Source organism: Halomonas beimenensis (assembly GCF_002549795.1).
GTDB classification, from domain to species: domain Bacteria; phylum Pseudomonadota; class Gammaproteobacteria; order Pseudomonadales; family Halomonadaceae; genus Halomonas; species Halomonas beimenensis.
Genome location: NZ_CP021435.1, coordinates 3,719,804 through 3,746,212, shown reverse-complemented (window position 1 = coordinate 3,746,212; position 26,409 = coordinate 3,719,804). Strand labels below are relative to the sequence as shown.

The window sequence follows — 26,409 nt, the reverse complement described above, 5'->3', positions numbered from 1 at the left end:
AACCCGGAGGCCGCCTGGATCGCCGCCAGCGGCGCCGCCCGATCCCCGCAGGCGCGGGGATAACCCGGATTCAGCGATAGATACCTGAAACTCCCGCGTCCGATCCCCGCAGGCGCGGGGATAACCCGGAGGGCTGGTCATGTCCCTACTGGGCAATCTCCCGATCCCCGCAGGCGCGGGGATAAACCGGAGAATTCCAACTGTTCGTTGACCAGTCCCCGCAGGCGCGGGGTTGATCCGTCCCCAGAGCGCTACCCGGAGCTGCAGCGCGCCCGATCCCCGCAGCCGCGGGGATACTGTACTCAAGCTCATACTCTAAGCCCTGCCCAAGGCCCGATGCTTCGCGGCTGCCTTTCCGGCCGCGACGTGGTTTCATGAACCTGATCGAGCCGTGATTAAGGAGAAGCGCCCATGACGACGACATCCCCCTATGAGAAGGCGCTGGCTGGCCTGGACGCCCTGCACGCGGAGGATCCCCGCCGGGTGGAGGTCGATGGCGAGTCGCTGCCCCTGGAGCTGTGGCATGCGGGTCGCATGACCGCCTGGCTGGAGCGGCTGGTGGAATCCCCGGACGAGCTGGTGCGCCTGGCGGTGCGCGGACAGCACCTGCAGCGCTGGCAGGTGCCCCGCGGCGACTACCCGGAGGGCCGGGTGGGCTACCTGACCTGGCGCCGCGACCAGGGCCAGCGGGCCGGCGAGCGGACCGCCGAGGTGATGCGCGAGGCGGGCTATGACGAGGCGTCGGCCGCGCGGGTGGCCAGCATGATCCGCAAGCAGGGCCTGGGCCGCGACGAGGGCACCCAGGCGGTGGAGGACTGCGCCTGCCTGGTGTTCCTGGAGAACTACTTCGCCGACTTCTCGAGGCAGGTCGACCACGATCACCTGATCCGCATCGTGCAGAAGACCTGGAAGAAGATGTCGCCCCGGGCGCACGAGCTGGCGCTGGGACTGCCGATGACGGCCGAGGCTCGCGCCCTGGTGGAGGAGGCCCTGGCGGGTTGAACCCGGGGAGCCTGCCGGGCCTGATGCCGATCCGCGGCGACGTCCGTGCGTCACCCCACGATCGGTCGTGTCCGACAGGCTCCTGGCCGCGGTCGGGTCTTAGTCCAGCAGCGGGGCCATGCCCTCCAGGTAGGCCGCGCCGTTGGTGCGCACCCGCTCCCGGTCGAAGGCCTCGGAGCCCAGGTGGACCTCCTCCAGGGTGCCTTCCAGCCGGTAGACCTCCTCGTGGATCCGCCCCAGGGCGTTCTCCATGGTGTAGGAGAGCCGGTGGATCCTGGCCAGGTCGGCGTCGCTGAGCTCGCCCTCCAGCAGCTCGGCGAGCTCCCGGTTGGCGTCGCCGGCGTTGGCCACGGCCTCGGCCATGGTCTCGGCGGGCTTGCCGCTGAAGTGATCGGCGCGCTCCTCGTCGGCCAGGGCGGGGGTGGCCACCAGGCCCGCGAGCAGCAGGGGAAACAGGTATCGACGCATGGAAACTCCTTGCAGGATTGTTGAGAACGTGTCGCGTTCGCATATGCTGTTCCGTCGTCTCCTCCCTGGCAACCCCCATCTGGCTGTCACTTGATCCGGGTCAGTCGGTCGCATCGCCGCTCTCTTCCCCCGTCCCCTGAGGCTTGTGGATGACTTGACAATGGCCGGCTTCGCCGCCATTGTTGCAATTGATAATCGTTATCATCAATTGCGTCTATCGGGAGGGCGGCATGGCCTATCACATCAGGACGGCGTTTCGCGGCAGCAACCCCACCCTGCAGATCTGCGACGTGAGCTCGGGCTCGGTGCGCATGGCCTGGGAGTACCCCCGGGAGGCGAGCCGGGACGAGGACCCGGAGCTGGCGGCGATGCGCCGGGAAGAGGCCATCCATGAGCTCTTCCGGCGGCTCTTCCTGCTCACCACCGAGCAGTACCTCAATGGCGAGCTGGACGTGATGCCGCGGCTCGGCGCCTGGCGCCGCTAAGCCTCGCCGGAATGCCGGGTGTCGCGGGGGAGGTGCACCTCGAGGACGTCGTCGCTCTCGCAGGGCTTGCCGTGGCGCAGGCTGAGCCGGCCCGCGGTGAGGTCCATCACCACGGCGAACAGCGTCTCCATGCGCTCCTCCGGGGACTGGTCCGGGTTGAAGTGCCGGCAGATCGACAGCGGGGCGTCCTCATGGTCGGCGAGGATCTCGAACAGCGCGCCCGCCTCGATGGGCTCGCCCAGCGGCAGCCGGTCGCGCAGCAGCCGGTCGATGCGGGCGAGCCGGGGGCGGGAGTCGGGGCGCGGGAAGTCCTCCACCTGGCAGGTGGCGGTCTCGGCATAGAGGTGATTGGTGTGGGTGACGGTCCCGCCGCGGGGCTCGAGGACTCCCGGCAGTCCGGGGTGAACCTCGAAGCCGGTGGCCTGGCCCACGCCGCCGGCGATCAGGAAGTGGGCGGGCGCGCAGACCCGGTCCTGGGTGGCCACCCGGACGGCGCGGTCGAATGTCTCGGCTTCGAGGATCTTGCGCAGCGCCACGTGGATGGGCAGGCCTTCGCCGCAGGTCCGTGAACGGATGGCGTTGAGGCAGACCCCGATGCCCCGGTCGTTCAGGCCGATCTTGGCCACCATGCCGGCCTCGCCGACGCTGACCAGCGCCGGGGCATCCTCGGGGCGCAACTCCAGGGCCACGACGTTGTGCAGCTGGTCGGTGCGCCAGTCCCAGTTCTGGGCCAGCCACTGGCGACCGTCGCGGTTCAGCGAGAAGGCGGTGCAGCCGCCGCTGGCCTGGGTCAGCGAGATCTCGCTGCGGCAGTTGAGGGTGACGATGTCGCCAAGCTCCAGGCCGGCGCCCCGGGCGATGCCGTCCATCTCGTCGAGGATCGCCGGGAAGCCCCGCTCGATCATCGGCAGGAAGCGCTCGGCGGCGGTACGCGCCTCGTCCCAGCCGATGCCGACGAAGTCGCGGAACAGCCGGTCGTAGACCTCGAGGCTGTGGGTGATCAGGGCGGCGTGGGTTCGGCCGTGGGCCTCGCCGATCTCGCCGCGATTCCCGGAGAAGACGTTGAGCTGCATGGTGACCTCACGGCAGGGGGCTCGTGAGATCACTCTAGCATGGGGAAAAGACGCCGCGCCGGATGGGCCGGCGCGGCAGGGGATCAGCTCTTGCGGGCGGCGTCGTAGACGGCCCGATCCAGCTCGCCTTCGCTCTGGCCGACCAGGGTGGTGACCATCAGGTCGCCGGCCACGTTCACGCTGGTGCGGGCCATGTCGAGGATGCGGTCGATGCCGGCGATCACCGCGATGGCCTCCAGCGGCAGGCCGATCTGGGCCATGACGATGGACAGCATCACCAGGCCCGCCCCCGGTACGCCGGCGGTGCCGATGGAGGCCAGGGTACCGGTGGCGATGATCATGCCGTAGTCCATGAGGCTCAGGTCGACGCCGAGCAGCTGGGCGATGAAGACCGCGACCACGCCCTGGTAGATGGCGGTGCCGTCCATGTTGATGGTGGCCCCCACCGGCAGCACGAAGCCGGCCACGCCCTCGGAGACGCCGAGGTTCTTCTGGGCGCAGCGCAGCGAGACCGGCAGGGTGCCCGAGGACGACGCCGAGGAGTAGGCCACCACCAGGGCGTCGAGGATCCCCTGCAGGTAGCGCACGGGGTTCAGGCGGCCGAGCAGGGCCAGCAGGCCGGAGTAGACCAGCAGCACGTGCACCACGCTGGCCAGGTAGGCCACGCCGATCACCTTGGCCAGGGGCAGCAGCACCTCGAGGCCGTAGTTGCCGGCCACATGCGCGATCAGGCCGAAGACGCCGAAGGGCGCCAGGGCCATGACGAAGTTCGTCAACTTGTACATGGCCTCGGCGAAGCTCTCGAAGACCCGCCCCGCCGGCTCGCCCTTCTCGCCGATCAGGGTCAGCGAGATCCCGAGCCCGATGGCGAAGACGATGATCTGCAGGATGTTGCCGCTGGCCAGGGCGTCGATGGGGTTGCGCGGCACCAGGCCGACCAGGATCTCCACCAGGCTCGGCGCCTCCTTGGCCTCGACGCCGGACTCGAAGCTCATGTCCAGGCCCGCGCCGGGCTGGAAGAGCCAGGAGGCGAGCAGGCCGATGGCGATGGCGAAGGCCGTGGTCACCAGGTAGAGCACGATGGTGCGGGCGCCGATGCGGCCCATCTTCTGCGGGTCGCGCATGGCGGTGATGCCCACCACCAGGGTGGAGAACACCAGGGGCACGATCAGCATCCTGATGGCGTTGATGAAGATATCGCCCAGCGGCTTGAAGACGCTGGCGTCCTCGCCCAGCAGGGCGCCGGCCAGCACGCCGAGGACCAGGCCGGCGAGGATCTTCTGCCACAGGGGAATGCGCCGCCAGAGGCTGTCGCCGGCGGCCGTCGCGGAATGGGACAAGGGAGACTCCTTTCTGAAAATGAGGCGCTTGGATAGTGGATATCAATAGCGGTAGGCGATTTTACAGAAAGGAATCATGCATGACTTGCAGAAATGTGCCTGAAATTACCGTGAGCGGCTCACAGCGTCTCGTCGAGCAGGGCCTGGAAGGCCGCCCAGGACTTCTCGTCCGCCCGGGCCTGATAGCGCTCGGTGTCGAAGACGGTGAAGGCATGGGGGGCCCCGGAGTAGATCTCGATCTCGTAGGGGACCCCGGCCGCCTCGAGCTGGCGGGAGAGCGCGACCACGTCCTCCAGGGGGATGGCCTCGTCTGCGCCGCCATGGGCGACCAGGATCGGCGGGGTGTCGGGACCGTAGCCCTGGCCCGCGGGCGTCGCCAGGCCGCCATGGAAGGTGGCGTAGCCGTGAACGTCCCGCGCCTCGCCACTTCGGGCCAGCTCCAGCACCACGGCGCCGCCGAAGCAGTAGCCCATCACCACGGTGGGCAGGGCCGCCCCCTGGGCTCGGGCCACCGTCAGGCCGGCCAGGGTCAGCGCGCGCATGCGCTCGCGATCCTCGTAGAGTCGGGCCGTCTCGGCCTTGCGGGCCGCGGTCTCCACCGGCCGGTTGCCCTTGCCGTAGAGGTCCAGGGCGAAGGCGTCGTAGCCCTGGGCGGCCAGCATGTCGGCGCGGCGGCGCTCGTAGTCGGTGAGCCCGTCCCAGTCGTGGATGATCAGCACCGTGCCCCGGGCCTCGTCGTCGGCCGGGGCGAAGTAGCCGGTGAAGGTTTCCTCGCCGACGCCGTAGTCGAGCGGCTGACCGGCCTGGGCGACAAGGGGGAGGGCGGCGAGCAGCAGTGGCAACAGGGGGCGTGTCATGGCGACCTCTCGGATCGGCGGAAGAGGCTCTCAGTATAGGACGGCAGGCTGCATCAGCGTTGAAGCACCCGTTCGATCTCTGATGCGAGAGGCTTCTTCCTTGCTGATCAAGGTGTTGCAAGCCGGGAAATGAGCGACAGCGTTGGCAGGAGGGGGTTGTGTTTTGTCCGCCGTCCTTCCAGATTGGTGGGGTGTGTGATCCATGCAGTTCATGATCCGAGCAACCAGAGCGAGACCAACAATCATGAAGAAACGCGTTCTAGCGACGGCGGTGGCCGCGTCCACCCTGGCCCTTTCCGGCATGGCCCAGGCCGAGGTCAAGATCGGCTTCCTGGGCGGCTTCACCGGGGGCATCGAGAGCCTGACCCCGCCGATCTTCGACGGCGCCAACCTGGCGGTGCAGCAGATCAACGAGCAGGGCGGCGTGCTGGACGGCCAGGAGATCGTCATGCCCACCGGCGATACCACCTGCTCCGATGCCTCGGCGGCCTCCAACGCGGCCGACCGCATGGTCAACACCGAACAGGTCACCGCCATCGTCGGCGCCCTGTGTACCGGTGCCACCGTCGCCGCGGCCAACAACGCCGCCATTCCCGGCGGCGTGACCATGGTCTCCCCGGCCTCCACCGCGCCGGCGGTCACCGAGCTGGACGACAACGACCTGGTCTTCCGCACCGTGCCGTCCGATGCCTTCCAGGGCGAGATGCTCGCCAAGCTGTTGCTCGACAAGGGCATCCAGGAAGTCGCCGTCACCTACGTCAACAACGACTACGGCCGCGGCCTGGCGGATGCCTTCGTCGCGGCCTACGAGAGTGGCGGCGGCACCGTGCTGGAGAACCTCGCCCACGAGGACAACCGCGCCGACTACCGCTCCGAGCTGGGCACCCTGGCGGCCACCGGCGCCCAGACCCTGGTGGTGCTGGCCTATGCCGATACCTCCGGGCAGACCGTGCTGCGCCAGGCCTACGAGAGCGGCATGTTCACCCAGTACGTGGGCGGCGACGGCATGGTCGGCGACAGCCTGGTCGACGCCATCGGCGCCGACGTGCTCGAGGGCATGATCGCCACCCGCCCGGGCAGCCCCGAGCTCCCCGGCACCGCCATGTTCAACCAGCAGGCCCAGGCCGCCGGCATCGACCCGAGCGCGGTCTTCGCGGCCCAGGCCTACGACGCCGCCTTCCTGCTCGGCCTGGCCATCGAGCAGAACGGCAACGCCGAGCGCGAGGGCCTCAACCAGGCGCTGCGCAGCGTGGCCACCGCCCCGGGCGAGGTCATCCTGCCCGGCGAATGGGAGAAGGCCAGGGAGCTGATCGCCGCCGGCACCGAGATCAACTACGAGGGCGCCTCCGGCACCCACGAGTTCGACGCCAACGGCGACGTGCCGGGCGTGGTGCAGGAAATGGTCGTCGAGGACGGCACCTTCACCATCCAGGGCTACGTCGACGCCGACGACTGATCGCCGCTACTCAAGGCGCACCGAAGGCCCCGGCGGGTAACCGCCGGGGCCTTTTCCGTCAGGGGCGAGGGGGCAGGAGTGAGGCGTAAGGGGTAAGGAGTCAGGATTGAGGAAGAGGACGTAGGGAGATAAGCGACAGCGCATCTACCGTAAGGTGGGTGCGCCCGCAGGCTCGCTTACCCACCCTCGCCCCTCGCACCTTGCCAACGAAAAGGCCCCGGGGGGTGCCCGGGGCCGGAAGGGGAGGCGGCGGTACCTCAGTCCACGTGCTTGACCTTCTCGGGCAGCAGCCCCTTGGGCGCGAAGCGCAGCACCAGGGTGATCAGCAACCCGATGACGAACACCCGGGCCTGCAGCGCCCGGCTGTCCAGGCTCGCCGGGGCCTCCCAGCCGAAGGCGCCCTCGCCGAAGTTGACCACCAGCTCCATGACGAACAGCGCCAGGGGCTCGGACATCAGCCAGATGACGTAGACCGCCAGGGCGCCGAAGATGGTGCCCAGGTTGTTGCCGGGCCCGCCGAGGATGACCATCACCAGCACCAGGAAGGTGTGGTTCAGCGGCAGGTAGCCCTGGGGGTCGAAGAGGCTGTTGAAGCTGGCCAGCACGGCGCCGCCGATGCCCATCAGGATGCAGCCCAGCACGAAGATCTCGAGACGACGCTTGTTGATGTCCTTGCCCATGGCGGCGGCGGAGATCTCGTTGTCGCGGATGGCGCGGATCATGCGGCCCCAGGGAGCATGGTAGGCCCGGTGGAGCAGGAAGAAGATCACCGCGATCATCACCGCCGTCACCGAGAAGTACAGTGCCCGGGCCAGGGTGAAGCCCACCTCGGCGGGGCCCGGCACCGGCCAGGGCAGCTGCGAGTACGTGGCGGTGCCGCGGGTCAGCCAGTCCGAGTTCTTGAGGAAGGCCTTGATGATCTCGGCGATGCCGATGGTGGCGATGGCCAGGTAGTCGCTGCGCAGGCCCAGGCAGACGTGGCCGATGAAGTAGCCCACGCCGCCGGCGAGGGCGCCGCCGATGATCCAGCCCACCCAGGCGGGCAGGCCCAGGCCGCCGATGAAGCCGGCCTGGTCCTCGATCTGGCCCGCCACGTCGCGGAAGGCGCTGATCACCACCAGGTAGAGCACCACGGCCAGCACCACGGTGATCAGGGTGCGCAGCCGTTTCGGCACGCCGAGCCGGTCGAGGCGCGAGGCGCCGACGACCAGCAGCACGGCGCCGACGATATAGGCCAGCACCACGCCCAGCTCGCCGGGCAGCTCCGAGCCCCAGAAGGCCTCGTTGACCGGCACGCTGAAGAACATGGCGCAGAAGCCGCCGAGGGCCACGAAGCCCATGACCCCGGCGTTGAACTGGCCGGCATAGCCCCACTGGATGGTCAGGCCCAGGGCCAGGATGGCATAGCAGGCGGCCTCCACCAGCATGCGGGTGCTGTAGGCGGCGCCCATGACGCCGTAGACGCCGAGCACGGCGACCAGCAGGGCCACGAAGAGAATGACCTCGCGCAGCGGGAAGCGGCGCGGGGCGGCGACGGTATCGGTGCGTGTCGTGCTCATCAGATCACCTTGCCCTTGAAGATGCCGGTGGGGCGCCACACCAGGATGGCGACGAGGATGAAGAAGGGCACCACGATCTTGTACTCGGTGCCGACGAAGGCCAGGTTGCCCGCCTGGGCCAGCCAGTCGGGCAGGCTGTCACGGAAGGGCCGCAACAGGACGCTCCAGTTGAACACCGCCAGGGTCTCGGCGAAGCCCACCACGAAGCCGCCGGCGATGGCGCCGTAGGGATGCCCCACGCCGCCGACGATGGCCGCGGCGAAGATCGGCAGCAGCAGGAAGAAGCTCAGGTCGGGCTTGAAGGTCACGTCCAGCGAAAGCAGGGTGCCGGCGATGGCCGCCAGGCCGCCGGCGATCACCCAGGTCACCGCGACGATGGTGTTGGTGTTGATGCCCGAGGCCTGGGCCAGCGCCGGGTTGTCGGACATGGCGCGCATGGCCTTGCCCAGCCGGGAGCGGGACAGGAAGAAGTGCAGCCCCACCACGCAGACGATGGTCAGCACGAAGAGATAGAGCTGGGGCTCGGTGACCACCACCGGCACGCGCACGCCCTCGATCGGCAGGGCGAGGCGGAAGATCTCCTTGCGGTCGTCCACGTAGAGGCTCTCGCCGCCGGTGCCGGCGAACAGCCGGATCAGGCCCTGCAGCATCAGGGTCACGCCCAGCGAGCCGATGACCATGACGATGGGCTTGACCCCGTGGGCGCGCAGCGGCTTGTAGAAGGCCCGGTCGATGCCCACCGCCAGGGCGGCGGTCAGCACGATGGCCAGCGGCAGCATGATCAGCGGCGTGGGCACGCCGATGGCGGCGCCGGCCTGGGGAAAGAGGGTGGTCAGCAACAGCACCATGAAGGCGCCGAAGGTCATCATGTCGCCATGGGCGAAGTGGGCGAAGCGCATGATGCTGAAGATCAGCGTCACGCCCACCGCGCCGATGGCGTAGATCGAGCCGGTCACGCTGCCGGCGATCACCACGTTGTTGATGAAGAAAACGAGTTCGTTCACGGGACGTCTCCGATGTTCCGTCGTGGCGGGCTCAGCCGCCCAGGAAGCTCTTGGCGACCTCGGGGTCGGCCAGCAGGGCCGCGCCGGTGTCGGTGAAGCGATTCTGGCCGGCGGCCAGCACGAAGCCCTTGTCGGCGATGGCCAGCGCCTGCTTGGCGTTCTGCTCGACCATCAGGATGCCGACGCCGGCGGCGTTGACCTCCTTCACCCGCTCGAAGATCTCGTTCATGTACAGCGGTGACAGCCCCGCGGTGGGCTCGTCGAGCAGCAGCAGGTCGGGTTCGGGCATCAGCGCCCGGCCCATGGCGACCATCTGCCGCTGGCCGCCGGAGAGCTCGCCGGCGGGCTGGTGGCGCTTGTCGTAGAGCGGCGGGAAGAACTCGTAGACCCGCTTGAGCATGCGCTTGACGTTGGCGGGCTTGAGGTAGGCGCCCATCTGCAGGTTTTCCTTCACCGTCAGGCTCGGGAAGACGTTGTATTCCTGGGGCACGAAGCCCATGCCCTTCTGGACGAGCTTGTTGGGCGGCAGGTTCTGGATGGGCTCGCCGCGCAGCAGGATCTCGCCCTGGTTGACATGGAGCAGGCCGAAGACGGCCTTGAGCATGGTCGACTTGCCGGCGCCGTTGGGGCCGAGCATGACGCCGATCTCGTCGGCCTCGATGGCCATGTTCACCCCGTTGAGGATGTTCATGCCGCCGTAGCCGCCATGCACGTCGCGTGCGTCGAGTAATGGCATAGGGGGTAGTCTCTGCGTTGTCGTTATCGGGCGGGATCCGGCCGCCCGGCCTTTGTTGTTGTGCCGAGATGGAACTCGGGCGACGTCGAGGCCCTCAGGCCGCGGGAGAGCCGAAGTAGGCCTCGATGACCTCGGGGTTGTTCTGGATCTCCTCGATGGTGCCCTGGACCATGACGCTGCCCTGGGCGAGCACGATGACCGGGTCGCAGAGCCGGGCGATCATGTCCATGTCGTGCTCGATGACCAGGAAGGTGTAGCCCATCTCGCGGTTGAGCCGCTCGATGTTGCCGACCAGGTCGCCGAGCAGGGTGCGGTTGACCCCGGCGGCGATCTCGTCGAGCAGCACCACCTTGGCGTCGGTCATCATGGTCCGGCCGAGCTCGAGGAGCTTCTTCTGCCCGCCGGAGAGGTTGCCGGCGAGCTCGTTGCGGACGTGGTGCAGGCCCACGAAGTCGATGACCTCGAGGGCCCGGCGGCGCACCTCGGCCTCCTCCAGGCGCACCAGCCCGGGCTTGAACCAGGTGGAGAAGAGGTTCTCGCCGGCCTGGCGGGGCGGCACCATCATCAGGTTCTCCAGCGCCGTCATGTTGGAGAACTCGTGGGCGATCTGGAAGGTGCGCAGCAGGCCCTTGTGGAACAGCGTGTTGGCCGGCTGGTTGGTGATGTCCTCGCCGTCGAAGACGATCTGGCCGCTGTCCAGCGGCAGGGCGCCGGCGATGATGTTGAACAGCGTCGACTTGCCGGCGCCGTTGGGGCCGATCAGGCCGGTGATGGAGCCCTGCTCCACCTGGATCGAGCAGTCGTTGATGACCTGCAGGCCGCCGAAGGCCTTGTTGACGTGCCGGACGTCGATGATGGCTGACATGTCACACCTGTGCTGTGTTGTTCGTTGTTGTGGGGGCGCGGGATCACGACTCCTGGCGTTCGGCCAGGAAGGTGCGGCCGGCGGCGAAGGCGCCGACGATCACCACGGCGCCGATGGTCGGGATCCAGTACCCCTCCACCTGGGGGATGGTGCGCAGGAAGACGAAGGCGACCGCGGCCGGGGCCACGAAGCGCACAAGGAAGCGCCAGACGCTGAACCAGGTCTCGTTGGTGCGCATCTCCTTCATCACCTCGCCGTGGGTCAGGGCCCAGCCGGCGAAGAGCGCGATCAGCAGGCCGCCGAGCGGCATGAAGATGTTGGTGAGCAGCTCGAGCAGGCCGAAGGCGCTGCGCCCGAAGAGGCTGTGGAAGACGGTGCCTTCGGCCATCAGGTTGAAGCTGAACACCGTGAGCAGGCCCAGCGCCCAGCTGGCCACCACCATGGCGGACACGGCCTGGGGGCGGGTGAGGTCGAAGCGCTCGACCAGGAAGGCGGCCACGGGCTCGATCAGCGAGATCGAGGAGCTGATGGCGGCGCCCAGCACCAGCACGAAGAAGACGCCGCCGAGCAGGGCGCCGCCGGGCATCTCGGCGAAGGCCAGGGGCAGGGTGATGAACATCAGCCCCGGCCCCTCGGCGGGATCCAGGCCGGCGCCGAACACCAGGGCGAAGATCGCCAGGCCGGCGATCATGGCCACGGCGGTGTCGACCACGGCGATGGTGAAGGCGGTGCGGGTCAGGGAGGCCTCGCCGGACATGTAGGCGCCATAGGCCATGATGGCCCCCATGCCGAGGCTCAGGGTGAAGAAGGACTGGCCCATGGCTTCCAGCCAACCCTCGAGGCTGAGGTCGGCGAGGTGGAAGGTGAACAGGAAATCCGCGGCGCCTTGCAGGTCGCCGATGGCCGCCGCGTAGACCAGCACCACCATGAGGATCACGAACAGCGCCGGCATCAGGATGCGCAGGCCGTTCTCGATGCCGCGGTGGATGCCCAGGCCGACGATCAGCGCCGAGGCGCCGATGAACAGGGTGTGATAGAGGGTCAGCAGCGGCGGCGAGGCCAGCAGGGCGTCGAAGCCCGCGGCGATGGTCTCGGCATCGGCGCCCTCCAGGCTGCCGGTGAGCATCTTGCCGGTGTAGTGGATCGCCCAGCCGGCGATCACGGAATAGAAACTGAGGATGATGAAGGCCGAGGCGGCGCCCAGCCAGCCGATGGATTCCCAGCCCCGGGAGGTCTTGTGGGTGCGGGTCAGGAAGCGCATGCCCATGATCGGGCTGCGCCGACTGTTGCGGCCGAGCATGATCTCGGCGATCAGGATGGGGATGCCCACCGCGAAGATGGTCAGGGCGTAGATCAGGATGAAGGCGCCCCCGCCGTTCTCGCCGGCCAGGTAGGGGAAGCGCCACAGGTTGCCGAGCCCCACCGCCGAACCGACGGCGGCCAGCAGGAAGGTTCCCTTGTGCGTCCAGACGTTGTGCGTGCTCATCGGGTGTCCGCAATAGCGTGCCGGCCTTGTGGGCCGAGATGTCCTGCGCTGGGATGTCCAGCTCGCTGGTCGTCACTTTGCGACATCGAACGGCCGCTTGACTAGTCGACTTGCGTTTAGGGGGCGTTGGCGATGCCGGATGGTAATCCGGGCCGCGACTCAGTCCCGATCGTCCTCGCCCTCCTCGGGGTGCCGGGGTTCCATGGCCCGATAGGCGTCGGGCAGCCGGACCATGTCCCCGAGCTCCAGGTCGCCGACGCTCTGCTTGCGACGCCCGTTGTCCTTGGCGATCAGCGCCACCACCTCGCCGATGCTGGTGTCGTCGACTCGGGCCTCGACCCTGACGCGGACCGTGAAGCCGCGGAAGAGCGCGCTGATGATGCTGCCCACATGGGGTTCCGGGGTGTCCTGGGGATGGTCGGCATAGTAGTCCAGCACGCTGGCGCGGCCGGGCTCGTCCCACTCGACGTGCTTGTGCATCGGGCTGGTCTCCACGGGGTCAAGGCAGCTTCAGCATAGCTCCCGCGATGCTGCCGGGGCCACCAGCAACGAGCCCGCCGAAGGGGCGGGCTCGTTGCTGCGTCGATGCGAAGGGCGCGCTTACTTCTTCTTGGCGCGCTTGCGCTCGTTCTCGGTGAGCAGCTTCTTGCGCAGGCGGATGTGGTTGGGGGTAACCTCCACCAGCTCGTCGTCGTCGAGGAACTCGATGGCCTGCTCCAGGGTGAAGCGCACCGGCGGGGTCAGCACCAGGTTCTCGTCGTTGCCGGAGGCGCGCATGTTGTCGAGCTTCTTGGCCTTGGTGGGGTTGACCACCATGTCCTCGGCGCGGTTGTTGATGCCGACCAGCATGCCCTCGTAGACCTCGGTGCCGTGCTCGACGATCAGCTTGCCGCGATCCTGCAGGGCGAACAGCGCGTAGGCCAGGGCCTTGCCGCTGACCATGGAGACCAGCACGCCGTTGCGACGCTCGATGGAGGCATCGGGCTTGAGCGGCCCGTAGTGGTCGAAGCGGCTGGTGAGGATGCCGGTGCCGGAGGTCAGGGTCAGGAACTGGCCGCGGAAGCCGATCAGCCCGCGGGCGGGGATGATGAAGTCCAGGCGGACCCGGCCCTTGCCGTCCGGGTTCATGTTCTTGAGCTCGCCCTTGCGGTAGCCGAGCTCCTCCATGATGGCGCCCTGGTGCTGCTCCTCGCAGTCGATGATGACTTCCTCGTAGGGCTCCTGCTGCTCGCCGTCGATCTCGCGGACGATCACCTCGGGGCGGCCCACGGCCAGCTCGAAGCCCTCGCGGCGCATGGTCTCGATCAGCACCGAGAGGTGCAGCTCGCCGCGGCCGGAGACGATGAACTTCTCCGGGCTGTCGCCCTGCTCGACCCGCAGCGCCACGTTGTGGATCAGCTCCTGGTCGAGGCGATCCTTGATGTTGCGGCTGGTGACGAACTTGCCGTCCTTGCCGGCGAAGGGCGAGTCGTTGACCTGGAAGGTCATGGACACGGTGGGCTCGTCCACCGACAGCGGCGGCAGCGCCTCGACGGCGGCCGGGTCGCAGAGGGTGTCGGAGATGGCCAGGTCATCGATGCCGGTGATGCAGACGATGTCGCCGGCGGTGGCCTGTTCGGTCTGGACCCGCTCCAGGCCCAGGTGGGTCATCACCTGACCGATCTTGCCGCGGCGCTCCTTGCCTTCCTTGGTGACCACCACGACCTGCTGGTTGGGGCTGATGGCGCCGCGGGTCACGCGGCCCAGGCCGATGACGCCCACGTAGCTGTTGTAGTCCAGCGCCGAGATCTGCATCTGCAGCGGGCCGTCGAGCTGCACCTTGGGCGGCTCGACGATGTCGACGATGGCCTCGAACATCGGCGTCATGTCGTCGGCCAGCTGGTCCGGCTCGGGACCGGCCACGCCGTTGAGCGCCGAGCAGTAGATGATCGGGAAGTCGAGCTGCTCGTCGCTGGCGCCGAGGTTGTCGAAGAGGTCGAAGATCTGGTCGATGACCCAGTCCGGGCGCGCCCCGGGACGGTCGATCTTGTTGACCACCACGATGGGCTTGAGGCCCTGGTCGAAGGCCTTCTGGGTGACGAAGCGGGTCTGGGGCATCGGGCCGTCGACGGCGTCGACCATCAGCAGCACCGAGTCGACCATGGACATGACCCGCTCGACCTCGCCGCCGAAGTCGGCGTGTCCGGGGGTGTCGACGATATTGATGTGGTAGTCGCGGCCTTCGGGGTCCTGCCAGCGGATCGCCGTGTTCTTGGCCAGGATGGTGATGCCGCGTTCCTTCTCCTGGTCGTTGGAGTCCATGATCCGCTCCTGCCCCTCGGCCTTGCGGTCCAGGGTGCCGGACTGCTGGAGGAGCTTGTCGACCAGGGTGGTCTTGCCGTGGTCGACGTGAGCGATGATGGCGATGTTGCGAAGATTCTCGATCACGACGGGATCCTGCTGGGAAAAGTGGGGCCGCATTATAGGGTCAGGACCGGGGCGCTACCAGCCTTGTCGACGGCAGAGTGCGGCAGGCCGGGCCGGGGCCCATGGATTCAAGGACCTGGAGAAGTGCCGAGGGTTCCGTCGGGTGGCGCGGGGACAGGAATCCGGAATGCACTCGTTTGGTGCATCGGGATGTCGCGTGCGCCACATGAGGGCATTTTTTCCGCGCCAGAGGCCGCCAGGAACCGGGCGGACGATGGCGCTCGACACTGCACTCTCCTGGGGCATAATTTTTTCTCCTTTTTTAACAGCTGGTTATGGGTGGGGAGGCGGCGATGCCCGGCATCTTGGCACGCCTCCTGCTTTATCTTGGCCAGTGCCATGATCGTGCATGGCGTCGTGGGCAGGCCGCCCACGGCATGCTACAACGTCGACTGGACACAACCGCCCGGCGACAGACAACAAGCGGATTACCCGATAACCAGCCTTATTCAGTAGTGGAGGACCACATGTCCGAGAAGACGCTCGCCCTGATCGAAGAGCATGATGTGAAGTGGGTCGACCTGCGTTTCACCGACACCCGCGGCAAGGAGCAGCACGTCTCCATCCCGGCCCGGGACGTGGACGAGGAGTTTTTCGAGAACGGTCAGATGTTCGATGGCTCCTCCATCTCCGGCTGGAAGGGCATCAACGAGTCCGACATGATCCTGCGCCCGGACGACGGCACCGCCTTCCTCGACCCCTTCACCGAGGATGCCACCCTGGTACTGCGTTGCGACATCATCGAGCCGGCCACCATGCAGGGCTACGAGCGTGACCCGCGCTCCATCGCCAAGCGTGCCGAGGCCTACCTGAAGTCCACCGGCCTGGGCGACACCGCCTTCTTCGGCCCCGAGCCCGAGTTCTTCATCTTCGACGAGGTGCACTGGAAGGCCGACATCGAAGGCGCCATGTACAAGATCACCTCCGAGGAGGGCGCCTGGGCCACCGACCGTCCCTTGGAAGGCGGCAACCTGGGCCACCGTCCGCGGGTCAAGGGCGGCTACTTCCCGGTGCCCCCGGTGGACAGCTTCCACGACATCCGCAGCGCCATGTGCAACACCCTGGAGGCCATCGGCCAGCAGGTCGAGGTGCACCACCACGAGGTGTCCAACGCCGGCCAGAACGAGATCGGGGTGAAGTTCAACACCCTGGTCAAGAAGGCCGACGAGGTCCAGGAAATGAAGTACGTGATCCACAACGTGGCTCACGCCTACGGCAAGACCGCCACCTTCATGCCCAAGCCGCTGGTCGGCGACAACGGCAGCGGCATGCACGTCCACCAGTCCTTCTGGAAGGACGGCCAGAACCAGTTCGCCGGCGACGAGTACGCGGGTCTCTCCGAGATGGCGCTCTACTACATCGGCGGCATCATCAAGCACGCCCGGGCCCTGAACGCCTTCACCAACGCGTCCACCAACTCCTACAAGCGTCTGGTGCCGGGCTTCGAGGCGCCGGTGATGCTGGCCTACAGCGCCCGCAACCGCTCCGCGTCCATCCGCATCCCCTACACCGCGAGCCCCAAGGGCAAGCGTGTCGAGGCCCGCTTCCCGGATCCGACCGCCAACCCCTACCTGTGCTTCGCGGCGATGCTGATGGCCGGCATCGACGGCATCAAGAACAAGATCCACCCCGGCGACGCCATGGACAAGAACCTCTATGACCTGCCGCCGGAAGAGGGCAAGTCCATCCCCACCGTGGCCAACAGCCTGGATCAGGCCCTGGAGTCCCTGGACAAGGACCGCGCCTTCCTGACCGAGGGTGGCGTCTTCACCGACGAGATGATCGATGCCTACATCGAGCTGCTCGAGGAGGACGTGGAGCGCCTGCGCATGACCACCCATCCGGTCGAGTTCGACATGTACTACAGCTGCTGAGTCCGCGCGGCGCCCTGGGCGCCGCGCCCCGGCACCAAGAGGCACGCCCCCGGGCGTGCCTCTTTTCGTTTCGTCAGTGAAGCAGCATGTGCCCGCCGATGCCCAGCGCGAACCCCAGCACCGCGCCCAGCGGCGGGCCCCAGTGGCGCTCGAGCCGGGCCTGGGGGGGCGAGGTCCTGGAAGACCGAATAGAGGATGCCGCCGGCGGCGAACAGCATGATCGCGCCCACGGCGGCGGGGTAGGCGGCCAGCCACCAGTAGCCGCTCAGGCCGGCCAGCGGCCCCAGCCAGGCCATGGCGAAGAACAGCCCGAGCAGGCGACGGCGGGAGTAGGGCGTGCCGTCGCGGAGCTCCCGGTAGGCATTGAAGCCCTCGGGCAGGTTCTGCAGCGCCATCAGCAGGGCGAGCAGCGCTCCGCCGCTGCCGCCGTAGGCGAAGGCCGCCCCCAGGGCCATGGCCTCGGGGACGAAGTCGGACAGCATGGCGGCGAGCTGGCTGGCCGGAGTGCCGCTTCGGGCGAAGCCGATATCCAGCCCCATGAACGCCAGGCCGCCGGCCAGGAAGCAGAGCATGGCAGGGGCCAGGCTCAGGTCGTCGAAGCTGTTGGGGACCAGCACCAGGGCCACCGCCGAGAGCAGGGCCCCGCCGCCGAAGGCGATGATCCCGTGGCGCAGCTCCGTCTCCAGCCAGTTCGGCCCGATGCGTTCCTCCAGGGCGATCCAGCCCCCCAGGGGCATCGCCATGCCCGCCGTCAGCGTCAGGGCCGCGACCGTCTGCCAGGCTTCCATGCCGTCTCCTCCGCGCTTCGCCGTTTCACGCCCATCCTAGCCGGATACGAGGAGAGCGCGAAGGCGTATTCCTTGGCCGGCCACTTCTGGACTAGGCTTGGAGGAAACGGCGTCGCCGTGGCTAATTAAGCGGAGCCGGCGCACTTCGGTCACCCAGGAGAGACCCATGAAGCAGGCAGTCGTGATCTTGGCGCTGGGGCTGGTGATGAGCCTGCCGGCCGCCGCCCAGACCATCTACCGGACCACCGATGCCCAGGGCAACGTGATCTTCACCGATGATCCGGCGCGCGGCGGCGAGAAGGTCGAGCTGGATCCCCTCACCGTGGTGCCCGCCCGGGAACGCACCGCACCACGAGCGCCCGTGGTGCAGGGCGGCGGGGTCCCGGCGCGGACCACCGCCGAGCCCGGGCAGCCGTTCATGCCCTATGACATCTTCTCGATCCTCTCGCCGGAACAGGAGACGACGCTGCCGACCGGTGCCGCCGGCAACGTCCAGGTGCGGCTGGGCATCCGCCCGGAGCTGCGCGAGGACCATCGGGTGCGGCTGCTGCTGGATGGCCAGGTGAGCCAGTCGGCCATGCACACCGATACCTTCATGCTGTCCAACCTGAACCGAGGCGAGCACGTGATCCAGGCCGAACTGCTCGATGCCTCCGGCGCCGTGCGGCATCGGACCACCCCGGTCACCCTCTACGTGCAGCGCGCCAGCGTCAATCTGCCGCAGAACCCCAACAACCCCGGCGGTTAGCTGCCCCCTCGCCGGCCACATCCGCCGCTGTGTCCGGACGGCTCCCCGAGGCCCTGCCATGCCCCGCCGCGTGACGACGGGCGTTTCGATGCCTTCGATCATGCCGAACGGGTGAAGGAAGGCAGCGCCTTCCGGCACTCCGACCGGGTCAGCGGCGACCTGCCGCCGGAGGAGGAGCCTTCCGAGCGGGGCCCCTTTCCACACCCGCATCCTCATCCGCCCCACCGGCCCGATGCCCCTCCCGGGGACGCGCCTCATCCCTGAGCCGCTGCCCGGGAGTGCGTGCACCAAAGCGGTGCACTAAGATGGTGCATGGGACGGGGGATGGATCCCGTCCCGGCCCCGGCAGGGCGCCTTCTCCAAAGTGGCGCGCTTCTTGCAGCAAACAAGGGGGATACGCCCCGGGGCGATCCTTCCTTTCAATGCCGGGAATGCACCATGTATCAACGCCTGATGGAACATCTCACCACCGCCGTCCTGCTGCTCGACGGCGAGCTGCGCCTGCGCTGGATGAACCCGGCGGCGGAGGCGCTGCTGGCCCTGAGTCGGGCCCGGGTGACCGGGCTGGTCCTGCCGGATCTGGTGAACGGCGAGGAAGACATCGGTGCGGTGCTCATCAAGGCCCGTGACGAATTCCATCCCTTCACCCAGCGCGAGGCGCGCCTGTTGCTGCCGACCGGCGAGGCCCTGACCGTGGACTACACGGTGACCCCGCTGTCGGCGGACGAGCTGCTGCTGGAGATGGAGCCCCGGGACCGCCTGCTGCGCATTTCCCGGGAGGAGGCCCTGCAGACGCGCCAGGAAACCATCAAGGTGCTGGCCCGGGGACTGGCCCACGAGGTCAAGAACCCCCTGGGCGGCATCCGCGGCGCCGCCCAGCTCCTGGAACGGGACCTGGAGAGCCCCCAGCTCACCGAGTTCACCCGCATCATCGTCGAGGAGGTCGACCGGCTGCGCGACCTGGTGGATTCCATGCTGGGCCCCAACCGGGTCAACCGCCACGAGCCGCTCAACATTCACAAGGTGCTGGAACGGGTGCGCGCCCTGCTGGGGGTGGAACACCCGGAGGTGATCATCGAGCGGGACTACGATCCCAGCCTGCCCGACCTCACCGGCGACGAATCCCAGATGATCCAGGCCATCCTCAACGTGGCGCGCAATGCCGTGGAGGCCATGACCGAGGCCGGCGTCGCCGGCCCCACCCTGGTGCTGCGCACCCGCGCCCGCCGGCAGTTCACCCTCGGCGCCGAGCGCCATCGGCTGGTCTGCGAGGTGGGCATCATCGACAACGGCCCCGGGATCCCCGAGGCGCTCAAGGAGACGCTCTTCTACCCCATGGTGTCCGGCCGTGCCGAAGGCAGCGGCCTGGGGCTGTCGATCGCCCAGTCGATCCTGCACCAGCACCAGGGGTTGATCGAGTGCGATTCCGAGCCGGGCCACACCGAGTTCCGACTGCTGATACCGCTGGAGAGAGCCCATGACTGAAGCCGCTCGCGTCATGGTCGTCGATGACGACCGCGCCATTCGCTGGGTGCTGGAGCGGGCCCTGGCCCAGCCCGACCTGGCGGTCGAATGCGTGGAACGGGCCGATCGGGTGCTGGAACGCCTCCTCGAGGATCCGCCCGACGTCCTGGTCACCGATATCCGCATGCCGGGCATCGACGGCCTGGACCTCATGGCCCGGGTGCGCGAGGCCCATCCGGAGCTGCCGGTGATCGTGATGACCGCCCATTCGGACCTGGACAGCGCCGTGGCCTCCTACCAGGGCGGGGCCTTCGAGTACCTGCCCAAGCCCTTCGACGTGGACGAGGCGCTGGCCCTGGTCCGCCGGGCCGTGGCCCATGCCCGCGAGCGCCAGCGCCCGGTCCATGCCCCGGATGGCCTGGACACCGAGATCATCGGTGAGGCGCCGGCCATGCAGGAGGTGTTCCGCGCCATCGGCCGCCTCGCGCAGTCGCACATCACGGTGCTGATCAACGGCGAATCCGGCACCGGCAAGGAGCGGGTCGCCCAGGCGCTGCACCAACACAGCCCCCGGGCCGGCAAGCCGTTCATCGCCCTGAACATGGCGGCGATCCCCCGGGACCTGATCGAGTCCGAGCTGTTCGGCCACGAGAAGGGCGCCTTCACCGGGGCCACCGCCCAGCGGCAGGGCCGCTTCGAGCAGGCCGACGGCGGCACCCTCTTCCTCGACGAGATCGGCGACATGCCCGCCGAGACCCAGACTCGCCTGCTGCGGGTGCTGGCCGACGGCGAGTTCTACCGGGTGGGCGGCCACACCCCGGTGAAGGTGGACGTGCGCATCATCGCCGCCACCCACCAGGACCTCGAGCACCTGGTCGACGAGGGGCGCTTCCGGGAGGACCTCTTCCACCGCCTGAACGTCATCCGGGTGCACCTGCCGCGGCTCGCCGACCGGCGCGAGGATATCCCGCGCCTGGCCCGCCACTTCCTGGCCGAGGCGGCCAAGGAACTGTCCACCGACGTCAAGGTGCTGACCCCCGAGGCCGAGGCGCACCTGACCCGGCTGGCCTGGCCGGGCAACGTCCGCCAGCTGGAGAACACCTGCCGCTGGCTGACGGTGATGGCCTCGGGACGCGAGGTCCTGGTGGAGGACCTGCCGCCGGAGCTGCGCGAGGGCGACGAGGGCGGCGCCGCCGGCGACTGGCGGCTGGCCTTCCGGGACTGGGCGGACCGGGCCCTGGCCGCCGGCCATACCCACCTGCTGGAGGAGGCGGTGCCGGACTTCGAGCGCATCCTGATCGAGACGGCGCTCAAGCACACCGGCGGGCGCAAGGGCGAGGCCGCCGAGCTGCTGGGCTGGGGGCGCAATACCCTGACCCGCAAGCTCAAGACGCTGCTGCCGGAGATGGCGGAGGATTGAGGGAAGAGGGGCTTACTGCCGAGTGGCAAGTACCAAGTAGCGAGTGGAAAGTGACAAGGGGCGCCGGCCAACACCGGGGCTCCTTGTCGTCTCGGCGCGAAGGACAAGCGAGCCTGCGAGGGCATCCGGCAGGCGGTTCGCGCCACGCGCCATAGGATGGATAAGCGTTAGCGCATCCACCGATTACGACCAGGCGCCGAGTAGCAAGGGGCGAGTGAGAAGGGGAGGGGCACCTCGTAGTGAGGTGCCCCTGTCGTTGGGGGACGGCTCAACGGTCGGGATGGCCCCCTATCGGTCGCGGTCGAGTGGCCGGGTGCGCTTCTCCAGCCAGGCCAGGGCCTGGCCCTCCAGCTTGGGGGCGAGGCGTTCGCGGACCTCGGCATGGTAGGCGTCGAGCCAGTCGGCCTCGGCGGCGTCGAGCAGCGTGACGTCGATGCAGCGGGTGTCGATGGGGCACAGGGTCAGCGTCTCGAAGCGCAGGAAGTCGCCGAACTCGCTCTCCTCGGCCGGGCGGTTGGCGGCCAGGTTCTCGATGCGGATGCCCCACTGGCCCGGCCGATACACGCCGGGCTCGATGGAGGTGATCATCCCCGGCCGCATGGCGGTATGGGGCGCCGCCGGCGCGGACCAGGCGATCACCTGGGGGCCCTCGTGGACGTTGAGGAAGTAGCCGACGCCATGGCCGGTGCCGTGGCCGTAGTCGCGGCCGCTGGCCCACAGCGGTGCCCGGGCGATGGCATCGAGGTGCGGCGAGGGAATGTCCCGCGGGAAATGCGCCCGGGACAGGGCGATGGTGCCCTTGAGCACCCGGGTGAAGTCCTCGCGGTGGGCGTCGGTGATGGTGCCCACCGGCACGACGCGGGTGATGTCGGTGGTGCCGCCGTGGTACTGGCCCCCGGAGTCGATCAGCAGCAGGCCGTCGCCCTCGATGACGCTGTGGGCCTCCGGGGTGGCCCGGTAGTGGGGCAGGGCGCCGTTGGCGTTGAAGCCGGCGATGGTGGCGAAGCTGCGACTGACGAAGCCGGGACGGGCGGCCCGGGCGGCGGTGAGCTTCTCGTCCACGGTCAGCTCGGTGACTCGCCCGCCCCGGGCGAGGGCGTCCTCCAGCCAGGCGAAGAACTCGCACAGCGCGGCGCCGTCCTCCTCCATGACCTCGCGAACGTGGGCCAGGTCGGCGTCGCTCTTGCAGCCCTTGGCCAGGGTGCTGGGCTGGTAGGCCTCGACCAGGGTCGCGCTCTCGGGCAGCGCCCGGCGGGTACCCAGGGTGAGCTTGGCCGGGTCGAGCAGCACCCGCGCGCCTTTCGGCAGCTCGCCCAGTCGGCGATGCCAGTCGGCGTAGTCCGCCACCGCGATGCCGTCGGCCGCCAGGGCCTCGGTCAGGGGAGCGTCGAGCTTGTCCGGCGCGACGAACAGGGTGGCCGAGTCACGCCCCACCAGCAGGTGGGCCAGGAACACCGGGTTGAACTCCACGTCGGCGCCGCGCAGCTGGGTCAGCCAGGCGATGTCGTCCAGGGTCGAGATGGGGTGCCAGTCGGCGCCCCGCTCGGCCATGGCCGCGCGCAACCGCGACAGGCGCTCGGCGCGGGACTCGTCCAGGTAGGCGGGAGGATGGGCGTAGAGCGGTGCCTCGGGCAGCGCCGGGCGGTCCGGCCAGATGGCATCGAGCAGGTCCAGGTCGCCGCGCAGCCGGATGCCCGCCGGGGTCAGGTGCCGCTCGAACTGGCGGGCGCTGGCCAGCGACACCACGTCGGCGTCGAAGCCGACCGTGGCACCGGCCTCGAGGTGCTCGGCCAGCCAGCGCACCGGGGCATCGGCCTGGCCGGGCTGGAGCTTCATCAGGTCGATGCCGCTGCCCGCCAGCTGGGCCTCGGCCTGGACCCAGTAGCGGCTGTCGACCCAGACCCCGGCCGCCTCCTGGGTGACCACCAGGGTGCCCACCGAGCCGTCGAAGCCGGACAGCCAGGCGCGGCCGGCCCAGTGCTCGGGCAGGTACTCGGAGTTGTGGGGATCGGAGGACGGCAGCCACCACGCATCGATGCCATGCTCGCGCATGGCGTCGCGCAGGGCGGCGAGTCGGGCCGCGGGGGTCGAGGGGGCTTGGCTGGGCATGATGGGCTCCGGTTCTGGGTGGACGGTGCCGGGCCGGCCGCACGACCGGCCCCGGGGGAGGATCGGCTCGCCCCGGTACGCAAAGGGAAAGGTGATTCTAGCAGCCCGCTGGCGGGCTGTGCTGGCCGGTGCCCGGTGGCGATGGCAAAGCGCCGCGCCCCGGTGCCAGAATGGAGGCCTCAAGGAGAGAATGCCCATGACGCAGATGACCTGGGAGCGGCTGCTCGACCCGGCCCGGCTGCACGACAAGCGCGGGGTGGCTCGCGACGAGGTCGGCCGCAGCCCCTTCCACAAGGACCACGACCGCATCGTCTTCGCCGGTTCCTTCCGTCGCCTGGGGCGCAAGACCCAGGTGCACCCGCTCACCGACAACGATCATATCCACACCCGGCTGACCCATTCGCTGGAAGTGGGGTGCGTGGGCCGCTCGCTGGGCATGAGCGTCGGCGAGGAGCTGCGCCATCGCCTGCCCGAGTGGATCACCCCGGCGGACCTGGGGGTGATCGTCCAGGCCGCCTGCCTGGGCCACGACATCGGTAACCCACCCTTCGGCCATGCCGGCGAGTACGCCATCCGCGACTGGTTCAAGCGGGCCGAGGTCGACGGCAGCGGCTTCCTGGAGGGATTGAGCGACGCCGAGCGGGCCGACCTGCTCACTTACGAGGGCAACGCCCAGGGCTTTCGCATCGTCACCCAGATCGAGTACAACCAGTTCCGCGGCGGCATGCGGTTGACCGCGGCGACACTGGGCACCCTGCTCAAGTATCCCTGGACGGTGGCCCATGGCGGCAGCGCGGGCAAGTTCGGCTGCTACCAGAGCGAGACGCACCTGCTCGACGAGGTGGCCGGCCGGCTGGGCCTGCTGCCCCGGGGCGATCAGCGCTGGTGTCGCCACCCCCTGGCCTGGCTGGTGGAGGCCGCCGACGACATCTGCTATGCGCTGCTGGACCTGGAGGACGGCCTGGAGATGGGCATCCTGGGGTTCGACGAGGTCGCCGAGGTGCTGATCCAGATCGCCGGCGGCGAGCCGCCGGACTTCCCGACCATGCAGCAGCAGGGGGTCTCCCAGCGCCGCCGGGTCGCCGCCCTGCGCGGGGCCGCCATGGAGCGGGCGGTGACCGAGGTGGCCAAGGTGTTCGTCCAGCACGAGGGCGAGCTGCTGGGCGGCCGCCTGGAGCAGGACCTGCTCGAGCTCTGCCACCCGGACCTGGACTGGGGGGTGAAGTCCGCCAAGCAGCTGGCCCGGGAGCGCATCTTCCGCAACGAGCGCAAGGCCAAGCTGGAGATCGGGGCTCATACGACGTTGGGGATCCTCCTCGAGGCCTTCATCGGCGCCGCCCATGAGCTGCACCACACCGGGCGCTCCACCTTCAAGCACCAGCGGGTGCTGGCGCTGATCGGCGAGAACACGCCACGTCCCTCCTGGTCGCTCTACGACAGCTACCGGCGCATGCTCGACTTCATCGGCGGCATGACCGACCACTATGCGGTGGACCTGGCCCAGGAGATGGGCGGGCGCCTCAGGGGCGACTGACGGCGCTCAGGCCGTCATCTGCAGCGGCGGCTCCCCGTCCGGATCCCGATCGTCGTCGCCCAGGCCCAGGACGCGCTGGATGGCCGCCCCGATACGGCGGCTGCTGTCGGCGATGCCCTGGTTGCCGAACAGCCGGTTGAACTCGAAGACGTAGGGATGGCCGTCGACCATGGCGATGTCGAAACCGGCGTGGTCGATGTGGAGCGCCCGGGCCAGGCGACGGGCCAGGGCGAGGGCCGCCTCGGGGATCGCGGCATGTTCGATGCGCCCGCCCTGGCTGACATTGGCCCGATAGCCGCCCAGCGGGGTGTGGCGCCAGTAGGCGGCGATCACCTCGCCGCCGACCAGCACGATGCGCAGGTCGCGGTCGATGGGCAGGCGGGCCTGGGCATAGAGCACCGGCTCCTCGGCGACATGCTCGATCAGCGTCGCCCGGGAGTCGATCAGCCGCACGCCCTCGCCCATGGCGCTCTTGATCCGCTTGGCGATGAAGGGATAGCCGAACCGCGCCTCGACGTCGTCGAGCGCGGCACGGGAGGCGCCGCGGATCTCGGTGGGCGGCACGTGCTCGGGGCACACGGCCTGGAAGGCGCGGGTCTGCTGGACCTTGTCGTGGCCCAGGTGGTAGCTGGCCAGGCTCGGGAAGATCCGCGCGCCGAGGCCGTAGACCAGGGCGTTGACCTGCCAGTACTCGGGGAAGAGCAGCCAGTCGGCCTGGCGGATCTCCTCCAGGTGCTCGTACATGCGCTCCGGCTTGATATAGCGCACGCCCGGGATGCCGAGGGTGCGAAATACGTCGAACGTGATGAGTTTCATGGCGATGAAAAGGGCATCTCCTGCGAAGGCGACGGATTATTATCCGCCGGCACCTCGCTGGCAAGCGTTATTGTGCACCCCCCGGCGCGCCGTCGTCCTGGCGCTCGGGCTGGGGTTGGCCCTGGTGATCGGGGCCGGAGAGCCCCGAGCCGATGGGCTGGCTCTCGAAGGCGTCGATCACCATACCCTGGCGCTGACCTGGCATCCCGGCTTCTGCGCCAGCCGCTCGCGGCCGCCGCGGGAGTGCCGCGAGCCGAGGTTGCGCCGGGGCACCGAGGACGGCTTCGTGCTGCACGGCCTCTGGCCGTCGCGCCCGGCCCGGCGGGCGGAGCGGGGCGTGACGCGTCGGGAGTGGCGGCGACAGGGCTGTTTCCTCGAACGACCCCGGCCGGACGGCGGTTTCTGCCGGGCGCACCCGGCACTGGCGCTTCCCGAGGCGCTGGGGGGGGAGCTGGACCGGTACATGCCCGGCCGGGCGAGCTGCCTGGACCGATACCAGTATGCCAAGCATGCCGCCTGCCTGGCGCTGCCGGCCGAGGCCTACTTCGCGACCGCGCTGGCGCTCCAGGCGGCGGTCAACGACAGCGCCTTCGTCGACTTCGTGGTGCAGCACCGGGGCGGAGAGGTGGCGCGCAACGCCCTGATCGGCGCCTTCGAGGCCGCCTTCGGCCAGGGCACGGGGCGAGCGTTGCGCCTGGTGTGCCGGGGACGCGGCCAGCGGTTGCTGACCGAGGTGCGCATCGGCATCGAGGCCGAGGCCCTGGAACGCTTCCCCGCCGCCGATACCCTGGTGCGGCAGGCGAGGGGCCGCTGTGCGGCGCGGGTCCGCATCGCGGCCTTCGAGTGAGGTCGCTCGAGA

Annotated in this window: 23 protein-coding genes and 1 CRISPR repeat array (1 of these 24 running past the window's edge); of the genes, 9 read left to right on the top strand and 14 right to left on the bottom strand. The window is 68.9% G+C overall.

Going from position 1 to position 26,409, the window contains the following annotated elements; all coding sequences use genetic code 11:
- Positions 1-240: direct repeats of the CRISPR family, unit length 29 nt; unit sequence CCGATCCCCGCAGGCGCGGGGATAACCCG; it reaches 6,312 nt to the left of the window's first position.
- Positions 241-411: 171 nt separating this feature from the next.
- Entirely contained in the window at positions 412-1,002 is a 591-nt protein-coding gene (locus tag BEI_RS17465; RefSeq protein ID WP_097790693.1) for a DUF4202 domain-containing protein, read from the top strand.
- Positions 1,003-1,101: 99 nt separating this feature from the next.
- Here the strand turns inward: BEI_RS17465 and BEI_RS17460 are convergent, their stop codons facing one another.
- Positions 1,102-1,470 carry a DUF6746 family protein gene (locus BEI_RS17460; RefSeq protein WP_097790692.1) on the bottom strand — a complete coding sequence of 123 codons (369 nt, stop codon included), beginning with the start codon at positions 1,468-1,470 and terminating at the stop codon, positions 1,102-1,104.
- Between the two features lie 230 nt (positions 1,471-1,700).
- On the opposite strand from BEI_RS17460, the gene BEI_RS17455 reads away from it, so the two are divergent.
- Entirely contained in the window at positions 1,701-1,955 is a 255-nt protein-coding gene (locus BEI_RS17455; RefSeq protein WP_097790691.1) for a hypothetical protein, read from the top strand.
- On the opposite strand, the gene BEI_RS17450 is transcribed toward BEI_RS17455, so the two are convergent.
- From BEI_RS17450 to BEI_RS17440, 3 genes are all read right to left on the bottom strand, one after another.
- Positions 1,952-3,028: a C45 family autoproteolytic acyltransferase/hydrolase gene (locus BEI_RS17450; RefSeq protein WP_097790690.1), complete on the bottom strand. Its 1,077-nt coding sequence runs from the start codon at positions 3,026-3,028 to the stop codon at positions 1,952-1,954. The genes BEI_RS17455 and BEI_RS17450 overlap by 4 nt on opposite strands.
- Before the next feature lie 83 nt (positions 3,029-3,111).
- On the bottom strand, positions 3,112-4,368 hold the full coding sequence (locus tag BEI_RS17445) for a dicarboxylate/amino acid:cation symporter (RefSeq protein ID WP_097790689.1): 1,257 nt from the start codon (positions 4,366-4,368) through the stop codon (positions 3,112-3,114).
- 119 nt (positions 4,369-4,487) lie between these two features.
- Positions 4,488-5,225: a dienelactone hydrolase family protein gene (locus tag BEI_RS17440; RefSeq protein ID WP_097790688.1), complete on the bottom strand. Its 738-nt coding sequence runs from the start codon at positions 5,223-5,225 to the stop codon at positions 4,488-4,490.
- Between the two features lie 241 nt (positions 5,226-5,466).
- On the opposite strand from BEI_RS17440, the gene BEI_RS17435 reads away from it, so the two are divergent.
- Positions 5,467-6,681, top strand: coding sequence for an ABC transporter substrate-binding protein (locus tag BEI_RS17435; protein WP_097791141.1), 1,215 nt, complete (start codon positions 5,467-5,469; stop codon positions 6,679-6,681).
- 257 nt (positions 6,682-6,938) lie between these two features.
- On the opposite strand, the gene BEI_RS17430 is transcribed toward BEI_RS17435, so the two are convergent.
- The 7 genes from BEI_RS17430 to typA form a co-directional block, all read right to left on the bottom strand.
- Positions 6,939-8,240, bottom strand: a complete 1,302-nt coding sequence (locus tag BEI_RS17430; protein WP_097790687.1) for a branched-chain amino acid ABC transporter permease — start codon at positions 8,238-8,240, stop codon at positions 6,939-6,941.
- Positions 8,240-9,244 (bottom strand): branched-chain amino acid ABC transporter permease, encoded by a 1,005-nt coding sequence (locus BEI_RS17425; RefSeq protein ID WP_097790686.1) that lies wholly within the window; start codon positions 9,242-9,244, stop codon positions 8,240-8,242. Before BEI_RS17425 ends, BEI_RS17430 begins: the two co-directional genes overlap by 1 nt.
- A gap of 31 nt (positions 9,245-9,275) precedes the next feature.
- Positions 9,276-9,980 carry an ABC transporter ATP-binding protein gene (locus tag BEI_RS17420; protein WP_097790685.1) on the bottom strand — a complete coding sequence of 235 codons (705 nt, stop codon included), beginning with the start codon at positions 9,978-9,980 and terminating at the stop codon, positions 9,276-9,278.
- 94 nt (positions 9,981-10,074) lie between these two features.
- Complete coding sequence (locus BEI_RS17415) at positions 10,075-10,845, bottom strand: ABC transporter ATP-binding protein (RefSeq protein ID WP_097790684.1); 771 nt, start codon at positions 10,843-10,845, stop codon at positions 10,075-10,077.
- A 43-nt stretch (positions 10,846-10,888) separates the two neighbouring features.
- Positions 10,889-12,331: a sodium-dependent transporter gene (locus BEI_RS17410; RefSeq protein ID WP_097790683.1), complete on the bottom strand. Its 1,443-nt coding sequence runs from the start codon at positions 12,329-12,331 to the stop codon at positions 10,889-10,891.
- 159 nt (positions 12,332-12,490) lie between these two features.
- Positions 12,491-12,811 (bottom strand): hypothetical protein, encoded by a 321-nt coding sequence (locus BEI_RS17405; RefSeq protein ID WP_097790682.1) that lies wholly within the window; start codon positions 12,809-12,811, stop codon positions 12,491-12,493.
- A 120-nt stretch (positions 12,812-12,931) separates the two neighbouring features.
- Positions 12,932-14,758, bottom strand: coding sequence for a translational GTPase TypA (gene typA, locus BEI_RS17400; protein ID WP_097790681.1), 1,827 nt, complete (start codon positions 14,756-14,758; stop codon positions 12,932-12,934).
- A 506-nt stretch (positions 14,759-15,264) separates the two neighbouring features.
- Here typA and glnA point away from each other — a divergent pair.
- Entirely contained in the window at positions 15,265-16,671 is a 1,407-nt protein-coding gene (glnA, locus tag BEI_RS17395; protein ID WP_097790680.1) for a glutamate--ammonia ligase, read from the top strand.
- Here glnA and BEI_RS17390 read toward each other — a convergent pair.
- The gene (locus BEI_RS17390) at positions 16,659-17,459 is read right to left on the bottom strand and encodes a ZIP family metal transporter (protein ID WP_338035684.1); all 801 of its coding nucleotides are present in this window, start codon (positions 17,457-17,459) and stop codon (positions 16,659-16,661) included. The two genes, glnA and BEI_RS17390, sit on opposite strands and share 13 nt — an antisense overlap.
- A 166-nt stretch (positions 17,460-17,625) precedes the next feature.
- Between BEI_RS17390 and BEI_RS17385 the strand changes: the two genes are divergently transcribed.
- From BEI_RS17385 to glnG, 3 genes are all read left to right on the top strand, one after another.
- Entirely contained in the window at positions 17,626-18,207 is a 582-nt protein-coding gene (locus BEI_RS17385) for a DUF4124 domain-containing protein (protein WP_097790679.1), read from the top strand.
- A gap of 438 nt (positions 18,208-18,645) precedes the next feature.
- Complete coding sequence (gene glnL / locus BEI_RS17380) at positions 18,646-19,692, top strand: nitrogen regulation protein NR(II) (RefSeq protein WP_097790678.1); 1,047 nt, start codon at positions 18,646-18,648, stop codon at positions 19,690-19,692.
- The gene (glnG, locus tag BEI_RS17375; RefSeq protein ID WP_097790677.1) at positions 19,685-21,091 is read left to right on the top strand and encodes a nitrogen regulation protein NR(I); all 1,407 of its coding nucleotides are present in this window, start codon (positions 19,685-19,687) and stop codon (positions 21,089-21,091) included. Before glnL ends, glnG begins: the two co-directional genes overlap by 8 nt.
- Positions 21,092-21,379: 288 nt before the next feature.
- Here the strand turns inward: glnG and BEI_RS17370 are convergent, their stop codons facing one another.
- Positions 21,380-23,200 (bottom strand): aminopeptidase P family protein, encoded by a 1,821-nt coding sequence (locus BEI_RS17370; RefSeq protein ID WP_097790676.1) that lies wholly within the window; start codon positions 23,198-23,200, stop codon positions 21,380-21,382.
- A gap of 196 nt (positions 23,201-23,396) precedes the next feature.
- Between BEI_RS17370 and BEI_RS17365 the strand changes: the two genes are divergently transcribed.
- Positions 23,397-24,734, top strand: a complete 1,338-nt coding sequence (locus BEI_RS17365) for a deoxyguanosinetriphosphate triphosphohydrolase (RefSeq protein ID WP_097790675.1) — start codon at positions 23,397-23,399, stop codon at positions 24,732-24,734.
- 6 nt (positions 24,735-24,740) lie between these two features.
- On the opposite strand, the gene BEI_RS17360 is transcribed toward BEI_RS17365, so the two are convergent.
- Entirely contained in the window at positions 24,741-25,550 is an 810-nt protein-coding gene (locus BEI_RS17360) for an ATP-grasp domain-containing protein (protein ID WP_097790674.1), read from the bottom strand.
- Between the two features lie 70 nt (positions 25,551-25,620).
- Here BEI_RS17360 and BEI_RS17355 point away from each other — a divergent pair, with 70 nt between their 5' ends.
- Positions 25,621-26,397, top strand: a complete 777-nt coding sequence (locus BEI_RS17355; protein ID WP_227644510.1) for a ribonuclease T2 family protein — start codon at positions 25,621-25,623, stop codon at positions 26,395-26,397.
- The last annotated feature ends 12 nt before the right edge of the window (positions 26,398-26,409 follow it).

Excerpts from the sequence above, each read along its gene's own strand:
- BEI_RS17465 (WP_097790693.1), top strand. The coding sequence starts at position 412 with ATGACGACGACATCCCCCTATGAGAAGGCGCTGGCTGGCCTGGACGCC.
- BEI_RS17460 (WP_097790692.1), bottom strand. The coding sequence starts at position 1,470 with ATGCGTCGATACCTGTTTCCCCTGCTGCTCGCGGGCCTGGTGGCCACC.
- BEI_RS17455 (WP_097790691.1), top strand. The coding sequence starts at position 1,701 with ATGGCCTATCACATCAGGACGGCGTTTCGCGGCAGCAACCCCACCCTG.
- BEI_RS17450 (WP_097790690.1), bottom strand. The coding sequence starts at position 3,028 with ATGCAGCTCAACGTCTTCTCCGGGAATCGCGGCGAGATCGGCGAGGCC.
- BEI_RS17440 (WP_097790688.1), bottom strand. The coding sequence starts at position 5,225 with ATGACACGCCCCCTGTTGCCACTGCTGCTCGCCGCCCTCCCCCTTGTC.
- BEI_RS17430 (WP_097790687.1), bottom strand. The coding sequence starts at position 8,240 with ATGAGCACGACACGCACCGATACCGTCGCCGCCCCGCGCCGCTTCCCG.
- BEI_RS17420 (WP_097790685.1), bottom strand. The coding sequence starts at position 9,980 with ATGCCATTACTCGACGCACGCGACGTGCATGGCGGCTACGGCGGCATG.
- BEI_RS17415 (WP_097790684.1), bottom strand. The coding sequence starts at position 10,845 with ATGTCAGCCATCATCGACGTCCGGCACGTCAACAAGGCCTTCGGCGGC.
- BEI_RS17410 (WP_097790683.1), bottom strand. The coding sequence starts at position 12,331 with ATGAGCACGCACAACGTCTGGACGCACAAGGGAACCTTCCTGCTGGCC.
- BEI_RS17405 (WP_097790682.1), bottom strand. The coding sequence starts at position 12,811 with ATGCACAAGCACGTCGAGTGGGACGAGCCCGGCCGCGCCAGCGTGCTG.
- glnA (WP_097790680.1), top strand. The coding sequence starts at position 15,265 with ATGTCCGAGAAGACGCTCGCCCTGATCGAAGAGCATGATGTGAAGTGG.
- BEI_RS17390 (WP_338035684.1), bottom strand. The coding sequence starts at position 17,459 with ATGGAAGCCTGGCAGACGGTCGCGGCCCTGACGCTGACGGCGGGCATG.
- BEI_RS17385 (WP_097790679.1), top strand. The coding sequence starts at position 17,626 with ATGAAGCAGGCAGTCGTGATCTTGGCGCTGGGGCTGGTGATGAGCCTG.
- glnL (WP_097790678.1), top strand. The coding sequence starts at position 18,646 with ATGTATCAACGCCTGATGGAACATCTCACCACCGCCGTCCTGCTGCTC.
- glnG (WP_097790677.1), top strand. The coding sequence starts at position 19,685 with ATGACTGAAGCCGCTCGCGTCATGGTCGTCGATGACGACCGCGCCATT.
- BEI_RS17370 (WP_097790676.1), bottom strand. The coding sequence starts at position 23,200 with ATGCCCAGCCAAGCCCCCTCGACCCCCGCGGCCCGACTCGCCGCCCTG.
- BEI_RS17365 (WP_097790675.1), top strand. The coding sequence starts at position 23,397 with ATGACGCAGATGACCTGGGAGCGGCTGCTCGACCCGGCCCGGCTGCAC.
- BEI_RS17360 (WP_097790674.1), bottom strand. The coding sequence starts at position 25,550 with ATGAAACTCATCACGTTCGACGTATTTCGCACCCTCGGCATCCCGGGC.